General features: G+C 63.3%; 19 protein-coding genes. 7 read left to right on the forward strand and 12 right to left on the reverse strand.

Annotation, left to right across the window (positions count from 1 at the left end; translation table 11 throughout):
• Positions 1–265 precede the first annotated feature (265 nt).
• From ahcY to K7H91_RS17290, 10 genes are all read right to left on the reverse strand, one after another.
• Entirely contained in the window at positions 266–1666 is a 1401-nt protein-coding gene (gene ahcY, locus K7H91_RS17245) for an adenosylhomocysteinase (protein WP_230721466.1), read from the reverse strand.
• Positions 1667–1808: 142 nt separating this feature from the next.
• Positions 1809–2642: a transferrin-binding protein-like solute binding protein gene (locus tag K7H91_RS17250; RefSeq protein WP_230721467.1), complete on the reverse strand. Its 834-nt coding sequence runs from the start codon at positions 2640–2642 to the stop codon at positions 1809–1811.
• 129 nt (positions 2643–2771) lie between these two features.
• A complete protein-coding gene (locus tag K7H91_RS17255) occupies positions 2772–4349 on the reverse strand; it encodes an FGGY family pentulose kinase (RefSeq protein ID WP_230721468.1) in 1578 nt (525 codons plus the stop codon).
• A gap of 28 nt (positions 4350–4377) precedes the next feature.
• Complete coding sequence (locus tag K7H91_RS17260; protein ID WP_230721469.1) at positions 4378–5052, reverse strand: HAD family hydrolase; 675 nt, start codon at positions 5050–5052, stop codon at positions 4378–4380.
• A 19-nt stretch (positions 5053–5071) separates the two neighbouring features.
• Positions 5072–6553: a mannitol dehydrogenase family protein gene (locus K7H91_RS17265; RefSeq protein ID WP_230721470.1), complete on the reverse strand. Its 1482-nt coding sequence runs from the start codon at positions 6551–6553 to the stop codon at positions 5072–5074.
• An 81-nt stretch (positions 6554–6634) separates the two neighbouring features.
• Positions 6635–7633 carry an ABC transporter ATP-binding protein gene (locus tag K7H91_RS17270; RefSeq protein ID WP_230721471.1) on the reverse strand — a complete coding sequence of 333 codons (999 nt, stop codon included), beginning with the start codon at positions 7631–7633 and terminating at the stop codon, positions 6635–6637.
• Between the two features lie 11 nt (positions 7634–7644).
• Positions 7645–8475, reverse strand: a complete 831-nt coding sequence (locus K7H91_RS17275) for a carbohydrate ABC transporter permease (RefSeq protein WP_230721472.1) — start codon at positions 8473–8475, stop codon at positions 7645–7647.
• Between the two features lie 2 nt (positions 8476–8477).
• Positions 8478–9350, reverse strand: a complete 873-nt coding sequence (locus K7H91_RS17280) for a carbohydrate ABC transporter permease (protein WP_230721473.1) — start codon at positions 9348–9350, stop codon at positions 8478–8480.
• Between the two features lie 215 nt (positions 9351–9565).
• Entirely contained in the window at positions 9566–10879 is a 1314-nt protein-coding gene (locus K7H91_RS17285; protein ID WP_230721474.1) for an ABC transporter substrate-binding protein, read from the reverse strand.
• A gap of 186 nt (positions 10880–11065) precedes the next feature.
• Positions 11066–11641 carry an ActR/PrrA/RegA family redox response regulator transcription factor gene (locus K7H91_RS17290; protein WP_230721475.1) on the reverse strand — a complete coding sequence of 192 codons (576 nt, stop codon included), beginning with the start codon at positions 11639–11641 and terminating at the stop codon, positions 11066–11068.
• 203 nt (positions 11642–11844) lie between these two features.
• On the opposite strand from K7H91_RS17290, the gene K7H91_RS17295 reads away from it, so the two are divergent.
• The 3 genes from K7H91_RS17295 to pyc all read left to right on the forward strand — a co-directional run bounded on the left by K7H91_RS17295 (position 11845) and on the right by pyc (position 17348).
• Positions 11845–12384, forward strand: coding sequence for a gluconokinase (locus tag K7H91_RS17295; protein WP_230721476.1), 540 nt, complete (start codon positions 11845–11847; stop codon positions 12382–12384).
• Positions 12385–12458: 74 nt separating this feature from the next.
• Positions 12459–13727 carry an MFS transporter gene (locus K7H91_RS17300; protein WP_230721477.1) on the forward strand — a complete coding sequence of 423 codons (1269 nt, stop codon included), beginning with the start codon at positions 12459–12461 and terminating at the stop codon, positions 13725–13727.
• Between the two features lie 159 nt (positions 13728–13886).
• Complete coding sequence (pyc, locus tag K7H91_RS17305) at positions 13887–17348, forward strand: pyruvate carboxylase (RefSeq protein ID WP_230721478.1); 3462 nt, start codon at positions 13887–13889, stop codon at positions 17346–17348.
• A 37-nt stretch (positions 17349–17385) separates the two neighbouring features.
• Here the strand turns inward: pyc and K7H91_RS17310 are convergent, their stop codons facing one another.
• Entirely contained in the window at positions 17386–18279 is an 894-nt protein-coding gene (locus K7H91_RS17310) for an EamA family transporter (RefSeq protein ID WP_419197492.1), read from the reverse strand.
• A 66-nt stretch (positions 18280–18345) separates the two neighbouring features.
• Between K7H91_RS17310 and K7H91_RS17315 the strand changes: the two genes are divergently transcribed.
• The 4 genes from K7H91_RS17315 (at position 18346) to ispG (ending at position 22196) form a co-directional block, all read left to right on the forward strand.
• Entirely contained in the window at positions 18346–18828 is a 483-nt protein-coding gene (locus K7H91_RS17315; protein ID WP_230721480.1) for a MarR family winged helix-turn-helix transcriptional regulator, read from the forward strand.
• Between the two features lie 97 nt (positions 18829–18925).
• Positions 18926–19711 carry a DeoR/GlpR family DNA-binding transcription regulator gene (locus K7H91_RS17320; RefSeq protein ID WP_230721481.1) on the forward strand — a complete coding sequence of 262 codons (786 nt, stop codon included), beginning with the start codon at positions 18926–18928 and terminating at the stop codon, positions 19709–19711.
• On the forward strand, positions 19708–20886 hold the full coding sequence (locus tag K7H91_RS17325) for an MFS transporter (protein ID WP_230721482.1): 1179 nt from the start codon (positions 19708–19710) through the stop codon (positions 20884–20886). Before K7H91_RS17320 ends, K7H91_RS17325 begins: the two co-directional genes overlap by 4 nt.
• Positions 20887–20939: 53 nt before the next feature.
• On the forward strand, positions 20940–22196 hold the full coding sequence (gene ispG, locus K7H91_RS17330; protein ID WP_230721483.1) for a flavodoxin-dependent (E)-4-hydroxy-3-methylbut-2-enyl-diphosphate synthase: 1257 nt from the start codon (positions 20940–20942) through the stop codon (positions 22194–22196).
• 257 nt (positions 22197–22453) lie between these two features.
• Here ispG and K7H91_RS17335 read toward each other — a convergent pair whose 3' ends face one another.
• On the reverse strand, positions 22454–23455 hold the full coding sequence (locus tag K7H91_RS17335) for a LacI family DNA-binding transcriptional regulator (protein ID WP_230721484.1): 1002 nt from the start codon (positions 23453–23455) through the stop codon (positions 22454–22456).
• Positions 23456–23697: the final 242 nt, after the last annotated feature.

Consider the following 23697-nt stretch of genomic DNA (forward strand, 5'->3'; position numbering starts at 1 on the left):
ACACCTCTTCAAACAAACAATCCTCGTGCTTGACACGAGGAACCATGGCAACACGACGTGCGTTCGCAGAAGAGATTCTGTAGTCAATGACTGAAGCTGAATGGATGCTCGGATCAAGTCCGAGCATGACCCCTGTGGGAGGGTCGTGGGAGGCAATAGCCTGCGCATCTGCGGTTTTGTCAGCAGTCTGAAAAGGCGGCTCCCATACGGGGCCGCCTTTCGTTTTTGTGGCTGATGCGGGCCGCCGGTAGCCCCGCGTCAGGCCTCAGTAACGGTAATGTTCCGGCTTGAACGGGCCTTCCGGCGTCACGCCGATATAGGCGGCCTGTTCTTCCGACAGCACCGTCAGCTTGGCGCCGAGCTTGTCGAGGTGGAGGCGCGCGACCTTTTCGTCGAGATGCTTCGGCAGAACGTGAACCGTGTTCTCGTACTTGGCGTGGTTCTGGAAGATTTCCATCTGCGCCAGCACCTGGTTGGTGAACGAGGCCGACATCACGAAGGAGGGGTGACCGGTGGCATTGCCGAGGTTCAGCAGGCGGCCTTCCGAAAGCAGCAGAATGCGCTTGCCGTCAGGGAACGAGATCATGTCGACCTGCGGCTTCACATTGGTCCAGGTGTAGTTGCGCAGCGAGGAAATCTGGATCTCGTTGTCGAAATGGCCGATATTGCCGACGATCGCCATATCCTTCATCTCGCGCATATGCTCGATGCGGATGATGTCCTTGTTGCCGGTGGTGGTGACGAAGATATCGGCGCTTGCAACCACGTCTTCCAGAAGCACGACCTCATAGCCGTCCATCGCCGCCTGCAGCGCGCAGATCGGATCGGCTTCGGTGACCTTGACGCGGGCGCCGGCGCCCGAAAGCGAGGCGGCGGAGCCCTTGCCGACATCGCCGTAACCGCAGACGACGGCGACCTTGCCGGCCATCATCACATCGGTGGCGCGGCGGATGCCGTCGACCAGCGATTCCTTGCAGCCATATTTGTTGTCGAATTTCGACTTGGTGACCGAGTCGTTGACGTTGATCGCCGGGAAGGGGAGCTGGCCTTTCTTCGCAAGCTGATACAACCGATTGACGCCGGTGGTGGTTTCCTCGGTCACGCCGAGAAGGGCTTCGCGCTGCTTGGTGAAGAAGCCGGGGGAGGCTTCCATGCGCTTCTTGATCTGCGCGAACAGCACTTCCTCTTCCTCCGAGCCGGGCTTGGACAGCACGTCCTCGCCGGCCTCGGCGCGCGCGCCGATCAGGATATACATGGTGGCGTCGCCGCCATCATCGAGGATCATGTTCGACTGACCGCCATCGGCCCACTGGAAGATCTGGTCGGTATAGGTCCAGTATTCGGCAAGCGTCTCGCCCTTGACGGCGTAGACCGGAATGCCGGCGGCGGCGATCGCGGCGGCGGCATGGTCCTGGGTGGAGAAGATGTTGCAGGAGGCCCAGCGGACCTCGGCGCCCAGCGCCGTCAGCGTCTCGATCAGCACGGCGGTCTGGATCGTCATATGCAGCGAGCCGGAAATGCGCGCGCCCTTCAGCGGCTGGCTCTCGCCGAATTCCGCGCGCGCGGCCATCAGGCCCGGCATTTCGGTTTCGGCGATGTCGATTTCCTTGCGGCCGTAATCGGCCAGCGCGATATCGGCGACGAGATAGTCGTTTGTGGTGCTCATCTGAAACTCCGGAAACATTTCGGCATGACGAGCGCGACCGGCACCCGCAATTTGCCTGTTCATCTGTTTCGTACCTATCAGCCTTGGCGAAAACTGGCAAGAAAGACATAAAGGTTTGTTTATGTCTTTCTGTGGCTGGAGTTTACGGTTGGATAGGTCCGCGACTTGCCGTGAACCCACCGATCATTTCGTTGTCACCATTGAAGAGATAAGTGCCTCCCATCGACGAGGCGTTATCGCCATAGAATGCTCCTTCAACTTTTGAGCCTGCCGGCAGGCTGTCCGAACTGAAGGTACTGCCTGTAATTGCGCCATCGAACTGGGCATTTCTGCCCCCTGTGGAGATATTCCCCTGCAACGAGGACGAAGCAAAATCGACCTCAGCCGAAAAAGTCCCTTCCTGGGAGCTAACGGCGCCAAATGAAACGGCGCTGTAACCAAATGCAGTTCCCTGATATTTGGCTTTGCCGCTAACCGGCATGTTTTCGGTCAGACCTTCCGTGAATCGATAAGCGTATAAAAAAGAGTCAGGATAGTTGCCCCTTTCCGCATCAATCACCGCTACAAGTGGCTGTCCATCTTCGCTGAGGACTCGCATATATTCGGATGCAGCATCGCTGGTCCCATCGGGCGAAAGAGGCGGCAAGATGAACTCCTGTCCTGCCAGAGGGCCGGCGGCAATCTTTATGGAGACATAACCATCGTCTTTTGTCTGAATTAACGCTCTGGAACTGCCACTTTCCCAATCTTTCGGATAGGCCGAAACAGCAGCAAATCCAGTCGCGTTCGAAGGTTCCCCAGTGTCTTTTCGGGGTTCGCCGTCCTGATAATAACCCGGATCGACAGATGGAGGAGGAGTTTGAATTGTAATTCCGGGATCCTGGGCGATGGCCGGTCCCCCGCCACCCCCGCCACTGCACCCCGCAATTGCGGCAAGCCCAACCGCGCCCGTCAGTTTCACGAAAGTAAACTTCATTTTCGGTCCCCACTCCTGATCATATCGAGCATTGCCTGTGAATCACGTGTCGCAACCGGGGGGCGCAAGGTCAAGGAAAAATTAACCTTGAAGAGCGGGTCAAAATGCGAAAAGGATTTTGGAATCTGCTTATCCGGAGACCTGCTTCAAAGCCTCCCGACAAGCTTGCAGGATTTCCAACCGGCGATACTGGCGGGCATAGTAATCCGCAAGGTTCGGATCGGGCGCGATTTCCACCGGCATCGCCTGCATGGCGCGCGCGGCCGCTCCGAGATCGGGGGCGAGACGCGCGGCGGTTGCGGCGTGGATGGCGGAGCCGAGCAGGACGACGTCCTCGGTCGGCGAGACCATCACAGGCAGGCCGGTGGCATCGGCGTAAAGCCGGGTGAGCAGCGGGTTGCGCCTGTGGCCGCCGGCCAGATGCAGGTTTGTGGCGGCGATGCCGTTCTCGGACAGTAGGGCAAGGATTTGGCGGAGCGACAGGGCGATCGCCACCGAGGCGCGCCAATAGAGCCGGCAGAGCCCGTCGAAACTGCCATCAAGCGTCAGCCCGGCAACCATGCCGGTCATCGAGGCGTCGGCGAAGGGCGAGCGGCTGCCGTGAAAATCGGGGAGGATATCGAGTCCGTCGGCAAAGCCCGGCCCGCGCTTTTGCAGCATTTCCTCGATCCGGGCGATCACCCTTCCGTGCTGCTCCTCGGTGGCGGTGCCGCCGGCGCTGTGGACCTCCAGCAGGTGGTTGAGCAGGCCGCCGGTGGCCGACTGGCCCGCCTCGAACAGCCATCGCGCAGGATAAAGCGCGGAAAAATAGGGCCCCCAGAGGCTTGGTGCGAAGACGGGCCGGCTTTCATAGCCGACGATGCAGCTCGACGTGCCGCCGATGAGCGCCAGTTCGCCATCGGTTTTCAGGTCCGGCGGCGGCAGCGCGCCGAGCGCGCCGGCATAGGCGTCGATCAGGCCGGCTGCGACCACCACCTCGCCATCCAGACCGAGATCGCTGGCCGCCGTCGCCGTCAGCCGGCCCGCGGCATCGCCCGGCACAAGAATGATCTCCGGGATTCCCGCCTTGTCGCGCAGATCGGTGAGGTCGGCCTGTTCCAGAAGACCGAGCGGCCAGGGAAGGACGTGATCGCCGCGATAGAACCATTTGGCCGAAAGCGTGGTGAGCGAGCGGCGATCGCTGCCGGTGGCGCGGAAGGTGAGGTAGTCGGCGAGATCGAAGATGCCGCCGGCCCGTTCCCAGAGGTCCGGGCGGTTGCGCTTCAGCCATGCGAGTTTCGGCACCTGCATTTCCGGCGAGACCGAACCGCCGGAATGGAGCACAGCCTCATGGTCGAAACCGCTGAGTTCGGCCGCTTCCTGGGCGGCGCGGTGGTCGAACCAGGCGATGGTGTCGAAGGTGCCGGTCTCGTCTTCCGAAAGCGTCAGCGGCCGCCCGTCGCGGTCCAGAAGCACCAGCGAGCAGGTCGCGCCGAAGGCAAGGCCCGCGATCCGCTCCGTCGCGATATCGGCTGCCGCGCGGGCCGCCTTCACCGCCTCCGCCGTGGCCTGCCATATGTCTTCGGAGGAATATTCGCCGCGTCGGGGCGCCGGGCGTTTGAGGCGCAGCGGGGAGGACGCGCGGGCAAGCATCGCGCCGGCAGCGTCGAACACGGCCGCCCTGACACTCGCCGTGCCGACATCGACCGCAATCACATGATCGCGCATCCCGGTCGCTCCTACCCTTGATTTTCCGTCAGACTTTTGCCGCACGTTGGACGAGATTGTCCATGGCGTCAAACATTAGGTCGGGGTGAAGCGCAGCAATCTGCTTGCGGTAGCCGGGAGAACGCGCATGTGTGGCGCCGAGATAGGCGAAGACCCGCATGCCCGCCGCCTTGGCCGCGGCAATGCCCGCCGCGCTGTCCTCGATCACCAGGCACTCCTGCGGCGGCCGATCCATCCGGCCCGCGGCGAAGAGGAACAGATCGGGCGCGGGCTTGCCATTTTCCACCATCGAGGCGGAGAAGATCGGCGGTTCGAAACGCGGCAGAAGACCGGCGATCTCGAGCGAAAGCCGGATGCGTTCGGGCTGGGAGGAGGAGGCGACGCAAAACTCGTAACCCGTCGCCTCCAGCTCGGCCCAGGCCGCCGCAATGCCGTGTGTCGGTTTCAGTTCGGCGCGGAAGCGGGCATAGAGCTCGCGCCTCAGCCCTTCCAGAAACCCGTCGCCGAGGGTCGCGCCATAATCGTCCTTGACGATCGCAAGCATGGTTGCAAGCGAGCGGCCGAGAAAAAGCCGGCGCGCATCCTCATCGCAGATGCTGATGCCCTCGATTGCGAGCGCCTCCCTCAACACCGCGAGCGAAATCGGTTCGCTGTCGACCAGCACCCCGTCGCAATCGAAAATGATGAGCGGCTTTGCGGGCATATGGCTCCTGATGGCGGCGTTACTCCAGATCGCCGTCGATATAGCGTTTCAGCGTCGCAGCGGTTCCGTGCGCGCGCAGGCTTTCAAGCGCGCCTGTGAACCGCTTCACGAATTGCAGATTGTCGGCAACGCCGCCGAAAATGTCACGCTCTTCCAGAAAACGGGTCGGCTTTTCCCGCGAGGCAAGTGCCGCCGCATGAAGACGGTCGGCCGCCTCGTCATTGAACCTGATCTTGCGGCCGCTGTCGGACGTACCCTCGAAATAGCGGCACCACAGCGCCGAAACCAGCGCCAAGCCGGTGACGTCGAGGCCATTCTCCAGCCGGGCGGCGGCGGAGGGCAGGATGAATTTCGGCTGGCGGTTGGAGCCGTCGAGCGCCAGTCGCTCGATCGTGTCGCCGATCTTGGGGTTGGCGAAGCGTCGCGCGATCAGTTCGTAGTATTCAGTGAGATCGGTATCGGGCACGGGCGGCACGATCGGGATGATCTCGTCTTTTTCGAGCTTTTCGAGGAAGGCCGCGATCAGCTCGTTTTCCATCGCCTCGTGGACGAAGTGGATGTCGAGCAGCTCGCCCGGATAGGCGATCGCGGCATGGCCGCCGTTCAGGATCCGGAGCTTCATGATCTCGTAGGGGCTGACATCGTCGACGAAGGTGACGCCGACCTCTTCCAGCGCGGGACGGCCGAGCGGGAAATCATCCTCCAGCACCCACTGCCGGAATTCCTCGCAGAAAACCGGCCAGTTGTCGGCGATGCCGTATTCCTCAGCCGCTATCTTGCGCTCGCGCTCGCCGGTGGCCGGCGTGATGCGGTCGACCATGGCGTTGGGGAAGGCGACATTTGCGCGGATCCAGGCGGCGAAATCCGGATCGGAAAGTTCGGCAAGGCCGGAAACGGTCGCTTTCGTGACCGCGCCGTTATGGGGAATGTTGTCGCAGCACATCACGGTAAACGCCGGAACGCCCGCCGCGCGGCGCTTCTTCAGCCCGGCGATGATCAGGCCGAAAGCGGTCTTGGGCTGATCCGGGTTGTTGCCGTCGGCCACGATTGCCGGATGTTTGGGGTCGAACTTGCCAGTGGCTGGGTCGATGAAATAGCCGCCCTCGGTGACCGTCAGCGAGACGATGCGGATTGCTGGATCGGCGAGCCTGTCGATCATGGCGTCAAAATCCGGCGGCGCGATCATGTCGATCATCGCGCCGGTAATCGTGGCGCTGCTGGCATGGGCTTCCTGGTCGACCACCGTGGTCAGGAAATCCTGGCCCTTCAGCACGTCGCGCATCTTCGCGTCGCCCGGCATCACACCGGCGCCGATGATCGCCCAGTCGTGATCGCGGCCCTTGTTGAAGAGCTCGTGCAGATAGACCGCCTGATGGGCGCGGTGAAAATTGCCGACGCCGAAATGGACAATGCCCGGCGAAAGGTCGTCGCGCGCATAGGTCGGCACGGCCGCCTTGTCGGCGTGGTCCTTGAGTGTGTCGAGAGAAAGTGCCTTGGTCATTGTCCTGTCCGATTTTCGCATTCCGGGGCGGGCGCCGGTAATGACGCCCGCCATTGTTTTTGCGTCCCGTCGCCTCGCCGGTTAAAGCGCCAGACCCTTGTCGTCGAAGCGGTAGATCCGCTCCGGATCGGGGGTGACGTGGACGACGTCGCCGTGGCGAACCGGGAAGTCGCCATTGGCGCGCGCGGTGATCTGGCCGATGCCGTCGACATCGATGTGCAGGAAGGTGTCGGAACCGAGATGCTCGGCGACCACGACCTTGCCCCGCCATGTGCCGCTTTCGGTCGACAGCGTCAGATGCTCCGGCCGGACGCCGATCGTGTGGGCGTTGTAACCTTCCGCATCCTTGCCAGTGACAAAGTTCATCTTCGGCGAGCCGATGAAGCCGGCGACGAACAGATTGGCGGGTTTGCGGTAAAGCTCCAGCGGCGAGCCGACCTGTTCGATATTGCCGGCGCGCAGCACCACGATCTTATCTGCCATCGTCATGGCCTCGACCTGGTCATGGGTCACGTAGATCGAAGTGGCATCGAGCTGCTGGTGCAGTTCGGTGATCTCGAGGCGCATATTGACGCGGAGTGCTGCATCGAGGTTCGACAGCGGCTCGTCGAACAGGAAGCATTCCGGATTGCGCACGATCGCGCGGCCGATCGCCACGCGCTGGCGCTGGCCGCCGGAAAGCGCGCGCGGCTTGCGGTCGAGATAGTCGGTGAGGTTCAGGATCTTGGCCGCGTCCTCGACCTTGCGGTCGATCTCGGCCTTGTCGACATCCGCCATCTTCAGCGGAAAGCCGATATTGTTCCTGACGCTCATATGCGGGTAAAGCGCATAGGACTGGAACACCATGGCGAGCCGCCGCTTTGCCGGCGGCTTGTCGGTGGCATCCTCGCCATCGATCAGGATGCGGCCGGAGGTGACGTCCTCCAGTCCCGCGATCAGCCGCAGAAGCGTGGATTTACCACAGCCCGAGGGGCCGACGAAGACGACGAACTCACCCTCGTTGATCTCGAGGTCGATCGAAGGGATGACCGCGTGCTCGCCGAAATGCTTGGAAACTTTTTCAAGTCTGATGCTGCCCATTGGTCCTGTCCTTATTTAACCGCGCCGAAGGTGAGCCCGCGCACGAGCTGCTTCTGCGAAAACCAGCCGAGAATGATGATCGGCGCAATCGCCATGGTCGATGCCGCGGAAAGCTTGGCGTAGAACAAGCCTTCCGGGCTCGAATAGGAAGCGATGAAGGCTGTCAGCGGCGCCGCTTTCGAGGCCGTCAGATTCAGCGTCCAGAACGCTTCGTTCCAGGCAAGGATGATGTTGAGAAGAAGGGTGGAGGCAATGCCCGGGATCGCCATCGGCGTCAGCACGTAGACGATCTCCTTGCCGAGCGTCGCTCCATCCATCCGAGCGGCTTCGAGGATTTCGCCCGGGATTTCCTTGAAATAGGTGTAGAGCATCCACACCATGATCGGCAGGTTGATCAGCATCATCACCACGATCAGGCCGGTGCGGGTGTCGAGCAGGCCGAGATCGCGGAAAATGATGTAGATCGGCACCAGCACGCCGACGGCCGGAAGCATCTTGGTGGAGAGCATCCACAACAGCACGTCCTTGGTGCGCGGCGTCGGCGAGAACGCCATCGCCCAGGCGGCCGGCACCGAGATCAAGAGGCCGATCACCGTGGAGCCGAGCGAGATCGCCACCGAATTCCAGAAATGGTGGAAATAGTTCGAGCGCGCCTGCACCTCGACATAGTTTTCCAGCGTCCACTGGAAGAACAGGAAGGAGGGCGGCGAGGCGACGGCCTCGCCCTCCGTCTTGAAGCTTGTCAGAAATGTCCACAGGATCGGGAAGAAGATCAGGAACGCGATCAGCCACGCCAATGCGGTGAAGGCGACTTTCTTCTGTGTTGTTACCTGGCGTGCCATCGTCAGTCCTCCAGATTTTTGCCGATCATGCGAACCAGGAAGATCGCAACGATATTGGCGAGAATGACGGCGATGATACCGCCGGCGGACGCACCGCCCACGTCGAACTGCAGCAATGCCTGCATGTAGACGAGGTAGGTGAGGTTGGTGCTTTCCGTGCCGGGGCCGCCATTGGTGGTGACCAGGATTTCGGCGAAGATCGAAAGCAGGAAGATCGTCTCGATCAGCACGACCACGGTGATGGCGCGCGCCATATGCGGCAGGATGATGTAGATCAGACGGTTCCAGGCGTTGGCGCCGTCCATCTCGGAGGCTTCCTTCTGCTCCTCCGACAGCGACTGCAGCGCCGTCAGAAGAATGAGCGTTGCGAAGGGCAGCCATTGCCATGTGACGATCAGGCCGATCGATGTCAGCGGCATGGATGACAGGAAGTCGATCGGCTGGATGCCCAGAAACCGCGCCAGCGAGGCGAACAGCCCGTTGACCGGGTTCATCAGCATGTTCTTCCACACCAGCGCCGAAACGGTCGGCATGACGAAGAACGGCGCGATCACCAGAATGCGCACGATGCCCTGTCCGAAGATCGGCTGATCGAGCAGCAGCGCCAGCGCGATGCCGCCGACAACGGTGGCAAACAGCACCCCGCCCACCAGTATCAGCGTATTGCCGATCGCCTGGAAGAAGGCCGGGTCCGTCAGGAAGTACCGGTAATTCATGAAGCCGGCGAAGCTTTCCGTGCCCGGCATCAGGAGATTGTAGCGCAGGAACGAGAAGTAGATCGTCATCGACAGCGGTATGATCATCCACAACAAGAGCAGAATGACCGAGGGCGCCATCATCAGCCGCGCCGCATTTTTGGTATGGGTCGTCGCCATTTCGGTGTTTCCCCGCAAAGTGGATCGTCAGGCCGCCCTGAGGCGCCGCGAGCCCGTTCGTTGCGCATCCTTCCCTGTCCGGCCGGGAAAGGCCGTTCATCGGTGCGCCAAAACCGGATTGGCCGCCGTCACTTCATGCGCGGCGGCCGTCATCATTTCGGCTTGAACTCCGAAGGCGACCGGACCCTTGAGCCCGGCCGCCCCGCGGAGGAAGGTTACTTGATGTAGCCGGCCTTCATCATTTCGCGCTGGGTGAGCTGCTGCGCGTTGTTGAGGGCCTGTTCGGCGGTCACGTTGCCGGCAAGGGCTGCCGAGAACTGCTGGCCAACGGCGGTGCCGATACCCTGGAATTCCGGGATCGAGACGAACTGAGCACCGGTATAGGGGATTTCCTGAACCGAAGGCTTGTTGGTGTCGACCGCGTTGATCGATTCCAGCGTCATTTCGGCAAACGGTGCCGCCTCCTGGTAATCCGCGTTCTCATAGAGCGAGGTGCGGGTGCCGGGAGGTGCCGCGCGCCAGCCGTCCTGCTCTGCCACCAGATCGGTGTAGTGCTTGGAGGTTGCCCAGGCGACGAACGCCTTGGCCGCATCGGCCTTCTGCGTGGATGCCGGAATGGCGAGGTTCCACGACCACAGCCAGTTGCCGCGATTGCCGAGATCGCCCTTTTCCGGGAACAGCGCGAAGCCGACGGAATCGGCGACCTTGGATTCCTTCGGGTCGGTCACGAACGAGGCGGCGACGGTGGCGTCGATCCACATGCCGCACTTGCCCTGCTGGAACAGCGCGAGGTTCTCGTTGAAGCCGTTGGAGGACGCGCCGGGCGGACCATAATTGTTCATCATGTCCAGATAGTCGGTGAGCGTCGCCTTCCACTCTTCGGTGTTAAACTGCGGCTTCCATTCCATGTCGAACCAGCGCGCGCCATAGGAGTTGGACATCGCGCCGAGGAAGGCCATGTTCTCGCCCCAGCCGGCCTTGCCGCGCAGGCAGATGCCGTAAATGCCGTTGTCCTTGTCGGTCATGGCTTCGGCCGCGGCCTTGATCTCGTCCCAGGTCGGCTCGGCCGGGATGGTGACGCCGGCCTTTTCGGCCAGATCCGTGCGGTACATCACCATGGCGCTTTCGCCGTAGAACGGAGCGGCGTAAAGCGTGCCGTCGACGGACAGTCCGCCGGCGATGGCGGGCAGAAGATCGGCGGCGTCATAATCGCCGGGCAGGTCGTTCAGCGGCAGAAGCCAGTCCTGCTTGGCCCAGATCGGCACTTCGTAATTGCCGATGGTCAGCACGTCATACTGACCGCCCTTGGTGGCGATATCGGTGGTGACTTTCTGGCGCAGCACGTTTTCTTCAAGTGTGACCCATTCGAGGTCGATATCCGGATGGTCCTTGGTGAAATCGTCGGTGAGCTTCTGCATGCGGATCATGTCGCCGTTGTTGACGGTGGCAATGGTCAGCGTTTCAGCAGAAGCAACGCCGGTCAGGGCGACCAGCGAGCAAGCGGCGAGCAGCGTCGAATGAAGTTTCATACTCGTTCCTCCCTCAGAATTGAGCAATAGCTTACGATGTGGGCAATTACTCACCAGAATGACGTACTCTGTCAAGTGGGCGAATGCTCATACTTTGGGCGAATGCCGCAATATGCTTGTTTCGAAAGGGTAATTTTTGGGCAGCGGCCGCCGGTTTCAATCCAAGCGGCGGCCAACGGGGCAGCTCTAGCGCGGCGCGCGTTTGGCTAGGATGCGCTGCAGCGTGCGGCGGTGCATGTTGAGGCGGCGGGCGGTTTCGGAGACGTTGCGGTCGCACATCTCGTAGACCCGCTGGATATGCTCCCAGCGCACCCGATCGGCCGACATCGGATTTTCCGGAAGGTCGATCTTTTCGCCGGGCTGCTGGGTCAGCGCATGGACGATATCATCGGCATCGGCGGGCTTGGCGAGGTAATCGAGCGCGCCGAGCTTCACGGCGGTGACGGCGGTGGCGAGATTGCCGTATCCGGTCAGCATCACGATCCGGGTATCGGCCCGCGCCTCGCGGATGGCGGCGACCACGTCGAGCCCGCTGCCATCCTCAAGCCTCAGATCCACCACGGCGAAGGCCGGCGGCCGCGCCTTGGCAAGCGCGATCCCTTCGGCAACCGAGCCCGCCGTTTCGATGTCAAAGCCGCGCGTTTCCATGGCGCGCGCCAGCCGGCGCAGGAACGGCGCGTCGTCATCGACAAGCAGAAGGCTGCGGTCGTCGCCAAGGCCGGCGAGGTCATCATTCGGGTCGGGGGTCTGCAATGCGTTCATTTCATTGGGCCTGAAAGTAATGCCTCAACCCTTATGCCTCCGGGGGCGGCGGGGGTAAACCCCTTGCGCGTCACAAAACCGTCACCGGAGCGGCGGCAGGCCATCCTTGGTATCAGACCCGCGCCTTCGAAATGGCCTGCGCGCTTCCAATCCGGCGCGAACCATTCTAGACCATGCCCTCATACTTGCGGAGCGGGACCAGAATGAACAATCATGACATTGAAAAACCGGGCGCGATCCCCGACGCCATCATCGTTATGGGCGTCAGCGGCTCGGGCAAATCCTCGGTCGCGCGGCGTCTTGCCGAGCGCGCGGGCCATGATTTCATCGAGGGCGACGACCTTCATCCCGCTTCCAATGTCGAAAAAATGTCGCGCGGCATTCCGCTTCAGGACGAGGACCGCTGGCCCTGGCTGGCGCTGATCGGCGCGGAGATCGCGCGCCACCGGCGAGAGGGCGTCGTGATCACCTGCTCGGCGCTGAAGAAAGCCTATCGCGACCGTCTTCGCGAGGCCGCCGGCGGCCCGCTGGCCTTCGTGTTTCTGGACGGCAGCGAAGCCTTGCTGAGCGCCCGCATGGGCCATCGCACCGGCCATTTCATGCCGGTTTCGCTGCTTCGGAGCCAGCTCGCAACGCTGGAGCGGCCGGACGGCGAGCCCGGCGTGGTCGTCGTCGACATCGATCAATCGCTGGAGGCGATCGTCGAGGCGGCGCTTGCAGGCCTTGCGACCGCATTCGACTGAGGTGAGCGTTTTCCACCTTGCCTTTCCGGCATGCATCGGCGAACGTCGCTCAGGTGTAAGCGTGGAGAAACGGGATGACGGTGACGGCCAGCGAGCGCAGACGCGCACTCTTTCTGGGGAGCATGGGCGGCGGGCTCGAATTCTATGACTTCGTGATCTATGCCTCCTTCGCCTCGCAGATCGGCAAGACCTTCTTTCCGGACGAGGCGCCCGCCGCGCGGCTGCTGGCAGCCTTCGCGATCTTCGCCGTCGGCTATCTCGTGCGCCCGATCGGCGGCATCCTGTTTTCCCATTTCGGCGACAAACATGGCCGCAAGGCCATGCTCAGGGTCTCGATCGCCGGCATGGCGGGCGCGACATTCCTGATCGCCTTCATGCCCGGCTATGCCAGTTGGGGCATTGCCGCCACCGTGTTGCTCGTGGTGCTGCGCATGGTGCAGGGCCTCTGCCTTGGCGGGGAGATCCCCGGCGCGATGACGCTGATCACCGAAACCATGCCGAAGCGGCGCGGGCTTGCCTGCGGCTTCCTGTTCATGATCATCAATGTCGGCATGCTGGCCGCCCAGGCCGTGCAATGGGCGATCACCCATCTGATGTCGGAGACCGCCGTGCTGTCCTATGGCTGGCGCATCGGCTTCTTCGTCGGCGGGCTGGTGGCAATCGCGGGCTTCTTCCTGCGCGCGCGGCTTTCCGAAAGCCCGGCCTTCGCCGAGATGGAAGCCCATGCCCACAAGGTGCCGCTCGCCGCGCTGTTCCGCGACAATGCCCGCGCCGTCTGGCTCGGCCTGTTCATCACCGGGCTCGGGGCGGCGACCGTGCCGCTGCTCTATCTCTACATGAACTCCTATCTGACCGATTTCCTGAAATACGATCCCGATCAGGTGGCGACCGCCGTTCTCATCGGCATCGTGCTGTTCTCGCTGCCGATGCCGGTTGCCGGCCTGATCTCGGATTTCGTCGGCATCAAGGTTCCAGCCTTCATCGCCTCGTTGATCCTGGCGGTGGCGGCGATCCCGGCCTATGTCTGGATGCATCAGGGCGTTTCGGAACTGCTGCCGGCCATGATCGTGATCTCGCTGATCGCGGCCTTCGCCTGGGGCGTCGGACCGGTGCTGCTGACGGCGATCTTCCCGACGGATGTGCGCTACACCGGCGTTGCCTTCGTCTACAATATCGGCTTTGCGATTGTCGGCGGGCTGACGCCGCTGACGGCGACCTTCATCATCCAGCAGACCGGCTTCATGCTGGCGCCCGGCTTCCTGCTGGCGCTGTTCGCGGGGCTTGCGACGGTGGCGATCTTCCTGTCCAACGTTCTGCCTTCCGGCAAAACCGCCCGCGACTGAACGGGCTCCGGGCAACCGCCGGGGACGCGTAGCGCGGGAACCTGTCAGATCGTCAATTCCGCTTGCAGGGAATGCACGGCCGGGTTTGCGCTCGTGCCGGAGTTTGGGTATGAATTCAGTATCGCGATTTTCCCGCAGATGTCCCCTGGAGGCCCTCCCTTGCCGATCTCGAAAATTCTTGTCGCCAATCGTTCCGAAATCGCCATTCGCGTTTTTCGCGCTGCAAACGAACTGGATATCAAGACAGTTGCAATCTGGGCGGAGGAAGACAAGCTGGCGCTTCACCGCTTCAAGGCGGATGAGAGCTATCAGGTCGGCCGCGGGCCGCATCTCGACCACGATATGGGCCCGATCGAAAGCTATCTGTCGATCGAGGAGGTGATCCGCGTTGCCAAGCTTTCCGGCGCGGACGCGATCCATCCGGGCTACGGCCTGCTCTCCGAAAGCCCCGAATTCGTCGATGCTTGCGAGGCCGCGGGCCTGACCTTCATCGGCCCCAAGGCCGAGACCATGCGCCGGCTCGGCAACAAGGTCGCCGCGCGCAATCTCGCCATCGAAGTCGGCGTGCCGGTCGTGCCCGCCACCGCGCCGCTGCCCGACGACATGGACGAGGTCGCACGAATGGCCGAGGAAGTCGGCTATCCGGTGATGCTCAAGGCGTCCTGGGGCGGCGGCGGTCGCGGTATGCGCGTGATCCGCGCCAAGGAAGACCTCGCCCGCGAGGTGACGGAGGCCAAGCGTGAGGCCAAGGCCGCCTTCGGCAAAGACGAGGTCTATCTCGAAAAGCTGGTGGAGCGCGCCCGCCACGTCGAAAGCCAGATCCTCGGCGATACCCACGGCAATGTTGTGCACCTTTACGAGCGCGACTGCTCGATCCAGCGCCGCAACCAGAAGGTCGTCGAGCGCGCGCCGGCGCCCTATCTCTCCGAAGAACAGCGTAAGGAACTGGCCGAGTATTCGCTGAAGATCGGCCGGGCCACCAATTACATCGGCGCCGGCACGATCGAATATCTGATGGATGCCGATACCGGCAAGTTCTATTTCATCGAGGTCAACCCGCGCATCCAGGTCGAGCATACCGTGACCGAGGTCGTCACCGGCATCGACATCGTCAAGGCGCAGATCCACATCCTCGACGGCAATCCAATCGGTGACGAGGCTGCCTCCGGCGTTCCGCCGCAGGAAGAGATAAGGCTGCGCGGCCATGCGCTGCAGTGCCGGATCACCACCGAGGACCCGGAGCATAATTTCATTCCCGATTACGGCCGCATCACCGCCTATCGCGGGGCGACCGGCTTCGGCATCCGGCTTGATGGCGGCACTGCCTATTCCGGCGCTGTGATCACCCGCTATTACGATCCGCTTCTGGAAAAGGTCACCGCCTGGGCGCCGACGCCGCAGGAGGCCGCGCGCCGCATGGACCGCGCGCTCAGGGAATTCCGCATTCGCGGGGTGGCCACCAACCTGACCTTCCTCGAAGCGATCATCACCCATCCACAGTTCATGGATTACAGCTACACCACGCGTTTCATCGACGAAACGCCGGAGCTGTTCGACCAGGTCAAGCGCGCCGACCGCGCGACCAAGCTTCTGACCTATCTCGCCGACGTCACCGTCAACGGCCATCCGGAAGCCAAGGGCCGACCGAAGCCCGCCGAGGATATCGCCAAACCGGTGGTGCCCTATATCGAGGGCGATCCGAAGCCCGGCACCAAGCAGCTTCTCGACGAGATGGGGCCGGAGAAATTCGCCAAGTGGATGCGCCACGAAAAGCGCGTCCTGATGACCGACACCACCATGCGCGACGGCCACCAGTCGTTGCTGGCGACCCGCATGCGCACCCACGACATTGCGTCGATCGCCGGGACCTATGCCCGCGCGCTGCCGGAACTGCTGTCGCTGGAATGCTGGGGCGGCGCGACCTTTGACGTGTCAATGCGGTTCCTGACCGAAGACCCGTGGGAGCGGCTGGCGCTGGTGCGCGAGGCAGCACCCAACCTGCTCCTGCAGATGCTGCTGCGCGGGGCCAATGGCGTCGGCTACACCAATTATCCCGACAATGTGGTGAAATATTTCGTCCGTCAGGCGGCCAAGGGCGGGATCGACCTGTTCCGCGTGTTCGACTGCCTGAACTGGGTGGAAAACATGCGCGTGTCGATGGACGCGGTGGCCGAGGAAGGCAAGCTCTGCGAGGCGGCGATCTGCTACACCGGCGACATCATGAACGCCAAGCGGCCGCAATATGATCTGAAATACTATACCGATCTGGCAAAGGAACTGGAAGCCGCCGGCGCGCACATCATCGCGGTCAAGGACATGGCCGGGCTCCTGAAGCCGGCGGCGGCGAAGCAGCTCTTCACCGCGCTGCGCGATGCCACCGAACTGCCGATCCATTTCCACACCCACGACACCTCCGGCATTTCGGCGGCCACCGTGCTGTCGGCGATCGATGCCGGCGTCGACGCGGTCGATGCCGCCATGGACGCGTTTTCCGGCAATACCTCGCAGCCCTGCCTCGGCTCGATCGTCGAGGCGCTGAAGGGTCATGAGCGCGATCCGGGGCTGGACACCGGCCATATCCGCCGCATCTCGTTCTACTGGGAGGCGGTGCGCCACCAGTATGCCGCGTTTGAAAGCGACCTCAAGGGGCCGGCCTCGGAAGTCTATCTGCATGAAATGCCGGGCGGCCAGTTCACCAATCTCAAGGAGCAGGCGCGCTCGCTCGGTCTTGAGGCCCGCTGGCACGAGGTGGCCCAGGCCTATGCCGACGCCAACCAGATGTTCGGCGACATCGTCAAGGTGACGCCGTCCTCCAAGGTGGTCGGCGACATGGCGCTGATGATGGTGAGCCAGGACCTCTCCGTTCCCGATGTCGAGAACCCGGCGAAGGACATCTCCTTCCCGGAATCGGTGATCTCCATGCTGAAGGGCGACCTCGGCCAGCCGCCGGCGGGCTGGCCGGAAGGGTTGCAGAAGAAGGCTCTGAAGAACGAAAAGCCCTATACCGTGCGCCCCGGCTCGCTGCTGGCGGACGCCGATCTCGAGGCGTTGCGCAAGGAGGCAGAAGAAAAGATCGGCCGCGAGATCGACGATTTCGAGCTTGCCTCCTACCTGATGTATCCGAAGGTGTTCGTCGACTACGCCATGGCGAGCGAGACCTATGGTCCGGTCTCGGTTCTGCCGACGCCCGCCTATTTCTACGGGCTTGACGAGGGCGACGAGCTGTTCGCCGATCTGGAACGCGGCAAGACGCTGGTGATCCAGAACCAGGCGATCACCAGCGCCGACGAGAAGGGCATGGTCACCGTGTTCTTCGAGCTGAACGGCGCGCCGCGCTCGATCAAGGTGCCCGATCGCGCTCATGGCGCGGGCGCGGGCGTCAACCAGAAGGTGGATCCCACCAACGCCAATCAGATCGGCGCGCCGATGCCGGGCGTGATCTCCACCGTCGGCGTCTCCGCCGGCCAGCAGGTCTCCGTCGGCGACGTTCTGGTCTCGATCGAGGCGATGAAAATGGAAACCGCGCTCCACGCCGACCGCGACGGCGTGATCAAGGAAGTCCACGTCAAGGCCGGCGACCAGATCGACGCCAAGGATCTGCTGGTGGTTTACGAGGGGTGATAAACTCGTATGCCGCTCAAAGAGCCCGAGATCCCGGTCATTCGGCCGGGATCTTTTCTTTTGCGGGCGCTACGGCGCGGCTGGTGGAACGGCCGATCCAGAGGCTGGCGAGGACCAGAACGGCGCCGGCGACCTGCAGCGGCGACAGCGCCTGTCCGAGGATTATCCAGCCGAGCAAAACGGCGCTGAGCGGGCTCAGGAAACCGAGCAGGGCCGCCGGTCCCGGTCCGATCCTGGCGATGCCGCGAAACCAGAAGAAATAGGTCAGCGCGGCTCCGATCAGGCCCAGCCAGACGAGGCCTGCCACGGCTTTGGCGTTAGGCATCGGAAAGCCCGGCTCCATGGCAAGCGCCAGCGGCAGCAGCAGAAGACCGCCGGTGGTCAATTGCCAGGCGGTCAGCGTCAGCGGCGCGACCGGGAACTGCCACCGGCGGGTGAGCACGGTGCCGAGCGCCATCGACAGCGCGCCGCCGAAAGCGGCGGCGATGCCCAGCGAATCGAGTGTGACCATCGATGACAAAAGCAGCAGGGCCACGCCGACAAACCCGCCGAGCGCGGCGACGACGGCCAGCGGCCGGATCGGCGCGCCGATGAGACCCCGCGCCAGGAACAGCACGATCAGCGGCTGTGTCGCGCCGAGCGTCGCGGCCACCCCGCCCGGCAGGCGGTAGGCGGCCACGAACAGCAGGCCCCAGAACAGAGTGAAATTCAAAAAGCCGAGGATGAAGAGCTTCGGCAGCCATTCGGGCTTCGGCCATTGCCGGACAAGCAAGAGCAGGATGAGACCCGCCGGCAGGGCGCGCAGCAGGCTGACGGTCAGCGGGTAGCCATCCGGCAGCAATTGGGTGGTGACGATATAGGTCGTGCCCCAGATGGCCGGCGCCAGCGCGGTCAGCAGGAAATCGGATGGTTTCGGCATGATCGCCTCCATTTATCTTGACGTCAAACTATATCGAATTAGTTTGACGTCAAGCTATTTTTCCGACAGGCTTCCGCCATGGATCATGTCGACAGTATTCTGGCCGAGTGGCAGGCCGAGCGCCCGGACCTCGACGCCATGCCAATGGGCGTCATGGGCCGGCTGAAGCGGCTGCAGGTGCATCTCGCGCGCAATCTGGAAACGGTTTTCGCCCGCTACGGGCTGAACGCCGCCAGCTTCGACGTGCTGGCCACGCTCAGGCGTTCCGGCCCGCCCTATGCGCTTTCGCCCTCGGCGCTGATGGACCGGACCATGGTGACCTCGGGCACCATGACCAACCGCCTCGACAGGCTGGAAGCGGCCGGCTTCATCGCGCGTCGGCGCAATCCGGAAGACGGTCGCGGCTTCTCCGTGGCGCTCACCGACAAGGGTTTCTCGCTGATCGACGAAGCTGTGACCGCCCATGTCGAAAATCAGCACAAGCTAATCGCGGCGCTCGACCCGGCCGAGCGCACGGCGCTCGACACCCTCCTGGCCCGATGGTTGGCCGCGTTCGAATAAGACCCCTTGATTTCAGGGAAAATCGCACTCTCTCCCTTTCTCCTTGCGCGCACGTTTAATCCATATTATGCACGTTTCTGCACGATTTGGGTGACGCATGAACGACTATCTCATTCGCGAGCGGCAGGACATTATCCTCGGACGCCTCAAGGCTTCCGGGCGGGTGCTGGCCGCCGATCTGGCGGCGGAATTCAAAGTCTCGGAAGACACGATCCGGCGCGATCTGCGCGATCTCGCCGCCCGCGGCCTTTGCGAGCGGGTCTATGGCGGGGCCCTGCCGATTGCGCCGGCGCGCGGAACGCTCGGCCATCGCAAGAGCCGCGATGCCGGCGAGAAGGAGATGCTCGGACGGATGCTGGCCGCTCAGATCGAAGACGGCATGACGGTGTTTTTCGATGCCTCCAGCACCAATATCGCCGCCGCCCGCGCGCTCGCCGAAGACCGCGCGGTGACGGTCGTCACCAATGCGCCGGCGATCGCGACCGTCTTCGATGGGCGCGAAAGCCAGACGGTGATCATGATCGGCGGCATGATCCATCCCGAGGTCGGCGGCGCGATCGGGGCCAGGGCGATCGCCGAGCTGGAGCGCTTCCACTTCGATCTCTGCCTGATCGGCGCCTGCGGCCTCGATATCGAGGCGGGATTGACCTGCTTTCACTATGACGACGCGCTGTTCAAGCGCGAGATCGCATTGCATGCGCGCCGGGTGATCACCGCGGTGACCGCCGACAAGCTTGAAACCCGCGCGCCCTGCAGCGTGATCGCTCTGGAAGCGCTGGATGGCCTTGTCACAAGCCCGGGCCTGAAGCCCGAAAGCCGCGCCGCGCTGCTGCAGGCCGGCGTGAACCTGATTGAAACGACAGACGGAATTGCCGCCAGATGACCATTTCCACCATCGCGCCGCGCCCGCGCTACATGTCGAAGCCGCGGCTTGCGACCTCGCTTCTGTTCCTGATGAACGGCTTCGTGATGGGCTCGTGGGCGCCGAAAATTCCGGTCTTCGCCGAAAGGCTCGGCCTCTCCGAAAGCGGCCTCGGCCTGATGATCCTGACTTTCGGCGTCGGGTCGATGCTGGCGATGCCGTTCACCGGCGTGATGATCGCGAAATTCGGCTCCGCCCAAGTCGTCAAGGCCGTTGCCGCGATCTTCACCCCGATGCTGCTGCTCGTCAGCCTGGCCGGCACGATCCCGCTGGCCGTGCTGGCGCTGTTCGTGTTCGGTGGCCTGATGGCCGCGATGGATGTGGCGATGAACGGCAATGCCGTGGCTGTCGAAAAGGCCGAGGGCCGGGCAATCATGTCATCCTGCCATGCGTTCTGGAGCCTTGGCGGACTGACCGGCGCGGGCCTCGGCGGTCTGCTGATCTCGGTTGTCGGCCCGCTCGGACACGCGCTGGCCGTCACCGTCATCGGGGCCGGCATGCTTGCCTTTGCCTTTCCGAGGATTCTCGCCGATGCGCCGGAGGAAAGCGTGCGCCGGCAGAAGGTGCGTCTGCCGATGACGCCGCTGCCCTGGCTGATCGGCATCATGGCGCTGTTTTCGATGATCCCGGAAGGCGCGGTGCTGGACTGGAGCGCGGTCTATCTGCGCGACGAACTCGGCATCACCCTGTTCGCCTCCGGTTTCGGCTATGCCGCCTTCCAGCTCGCCATGACGATCATGCGCTTTGCCGGCGACCATGTGCGCGACCGTTTCGGCCCGGTCAACACGGTGCGCTTCTGCTCCGCCGCCTCGGTCGCCGGTCTTCTGTGCGTCGGGCTTGCGCCCAACCTGGCCGTGGTCATCATCGGCTTTGCGATTACGGGCGCGGGGATTTCCAATCTGGTGCCGGTGGCATTCTCGGCGGCGGGCAACCTGCCGGGGCTGCAGCCCGGCATCGGCCTTTCGGTCACCACAATGCTCGGCTATTCCGGCATTCTGGCCGCCCCGTCGCTGATCGGCTTCATCGCCGAGCATATCGGCTTCGCGCCGATCTTCACCGGCCTGTCATTGCTGCATGTCATCGTGTTCTTCATGGCGCCCCTGGCGCGCTATGCCGAGCGCGAGCGCGAGAGTTGACAAGCGCGCGGCATTGTACCACCTGAAGGGCAATGGAATATCCGGAGAAGACCATGTCGCTCGCCCGTCCGAATTACGACCCGCTGCCGCGCCGCGCTTCCGTGGCCGTCGATGTCGGCGGTGTGATTGTCGGCGGCGGCGCGCCGGTGGTGGTCCAGTCGATGACCAATACCGACACCGCCGATATCGACGCGACGGTGGCGCAGGTCGCCGCCCTCTCCAAGGCCGGCTCCGAACTGGTGCGCATTACCGTCGACCGTGACGAGGCAGCCGCCGCCGTGCCAAAGATCCGTGACCGGCTGGAGCATCTCGGCCTCGACGTGCCGCTCGTCGGCGATTTTCACTATATCGGCCACAAGCTGCTGGCCGATCACCCGGCCTGCGCCGAGGCGCTGGCGAAATACCGCATCAATCCCGGCAATGTCGGCTTCAAGGACAAGCGCGACAAGCAGTTCGCCGATATCATCGAGATGGCGATCCGCTACGACAAGCCCGTGCGCATTGGCGTCAACTGGGGCTCGCTCGACCAGGAACTGCTGACCCGGCTGATGGACGAAAACGCCGAGGCCGGCTCGCCGCTTTCGGCGCGCGACGTCACCCGCGAGGCGATCGTCCAGTCGGCGCTGCTGTCCGCCGAGCTTGCCGAGGAGATCGGCCTGCCGAGGAACCGCATCATTCTCTCGGCCAAGGTTAGCCAAGTGCAGGATCTGATCGCGGTCTATTCGATGATTGCCGAGCGTTCCGACCACGCGCTTCATCTCGGCCTCACCGAGGCCGGCATGGGCACCAAGGGCATCGTCGCCTCCGCAGCCTCGATGGGCTATGTGCTGCAGCACGGCATCGGCGACACCATCCGCGTGTCGCTGACGCCGGAGCCCGGCGGTGACCGCACCCGCGAGGTGCAGGTGGCGCAGGAACTGCTGCAGGTCATGGGCTTCCGCCAGTTCGTGCCGGTGGTCGCCGCCTGTCCCGGCTGCGGCCGCACCACCTCGACGGTGTTTCAGGAGCTGGCCTCCAAGATCCAGTCGGATCTGCGCAAGAACATGCCGGTCTGGCGCGAGAAATATCCGGGGGTCGAAGCGCTCAACGTCGCGGTGATGGGCTGCATCGTCAACGGTCCGGGCGAAAGCAAGCATGCCGATATCGGCATCTCGCTGCCGGGCACCGGCGAGACCCCCGCCGCCCCCGTCTTCGTGGACGGCAAGAAGGCGAAGACGCTGCGCGGCCCCAACATCGCCGCCGATTTCGAGGCGATGGTCGCCGATTATATCGAGCAGCGTTTCGGCGCGGGCAAGCAGGCGGCTGAATAGCAGACGAGGCGCTGCTATTTGGTGCCGGAACATCCGGAACATGACCGTAATCCGGTGCCCATTCCTGTCGCGTGACGGGAAGCCTCTCAACCACAATCTCTCCCCTTGAGGGAGAGATGCCCCGACAGGGGCAGAGAGGGGTGAACCCTCTCCGAGAGCACGGTGTCGGCGGCTCATGCCCATACCCCTCTCTGTCGCTTTCGCGACATCTCCCCCTCAAGGGGGGAGATTATTGGAGGTGCAACGCTTCTCCCACCTTACCGACGCCCACTCGTCTCCCGCACCATCAGCGTCACCGGCGACAGATGCCGTTCCGGCGGGCGGTCGCCGGTTTCCAGCCAGGCGAGCATGGTGGCTGCCGCATCGCGGCCGAAGGCGCCGATATCGCAATGGACGGAGGAGAGTTTGGGAAAGGCCAGCGCGCATTCCTCGATATCGTCGAAGCCGATCAACGCGATATCGCGGCCGACCGTGACCCCGGCCTCGGCAAAGCCGGCCATCATGCCGAGCGCCACCAGATCGTTGAAGCAGAGCACGGCATCGATGCCCTGACGGTCGGCGGAAAGCCTCAGCGCGGCCTCGCGGCCGAAGGCGCGGGTCGGGCGGCCAAGGAGGGTTATGGGCTGGCGATCGCCGAGAACGGCGCGGTAGCCCGCCATACGCTCCTGCGTCACCGCCCGGTCCGGCAGGCCGCCGACAAAGGCGATCTTCTGCGCGCCGCTTGAAACGAGATGCCGCGCAGCCTCGAGGCTTCCGGCCTCGTAGTCAAGCGAGGCAAAGGGAAAGCGGGCGGTATCGGCAGATGCCATGCGCAGCACCTGCAGTGCCGGCAGCCCGGCGCGGCCGATCCGTTCGAACACCGCGCCCTCATCGCCATAGGCCGGCGAGATGATCAGCGCGGACACGCCGTGCTCGACCATGGAGGCGATCACCTGCGCCTGGATGCCGATATCCTCGTCGGTATTGGCGATCACAGTGGCAAAGCCATGCTCGGCGAAGGTCATCTGGGCGCTCGCCGCGAATTCGGCGAAGAACGGGTTGCGCAGATCGTTGATGACGAGGCCGATCAGACCGGCCTCCGCCCCGCGCAGGTTGGCGGCGGTGCGGTTATAGACATAGTTCAGCGCCTGCATCGATTGTTCGACGCGGGTCCGGGTCGCCTTCTTCACCAGCGGCGAATTCTGCAGCACGAGCGATACCGTCGATTTGGACACGCCCGCATGGCGGGCCACATCGATGATCGTCGGTCGTTTCGCCACTTCCTGTTCCCTTTGTCGCAATCGGCTTCCGTCCCGGCACAAGTAATCTCTCCCCCTGAGGGAGAGATGCCCCGACAGGGGCAGAGAGGGGTGAACCCTCTCCGAGAGCACAGCGCTTGCTGCTTATGCCCTTTACCCCTCTCTGTCGCTTTCGCGACATCTCCCCCTCAAGGGGGGAGATTGGTGGCGGCAAGGCTTTCCGAAAGGAAAGGCCATGAAAGACGGTAGCCATTGACTGGCTT

The organism is Martelella mediterranea, from assembly GCF_021021415.1.
In the GTDB taxonomy this organism is placed as follows: Bacteria; Pseudomonadota; Alphaproteobacteria; order Rhizobiales; family Rhizobiaceae; genus Martelella; species Martelella mediterranea_C.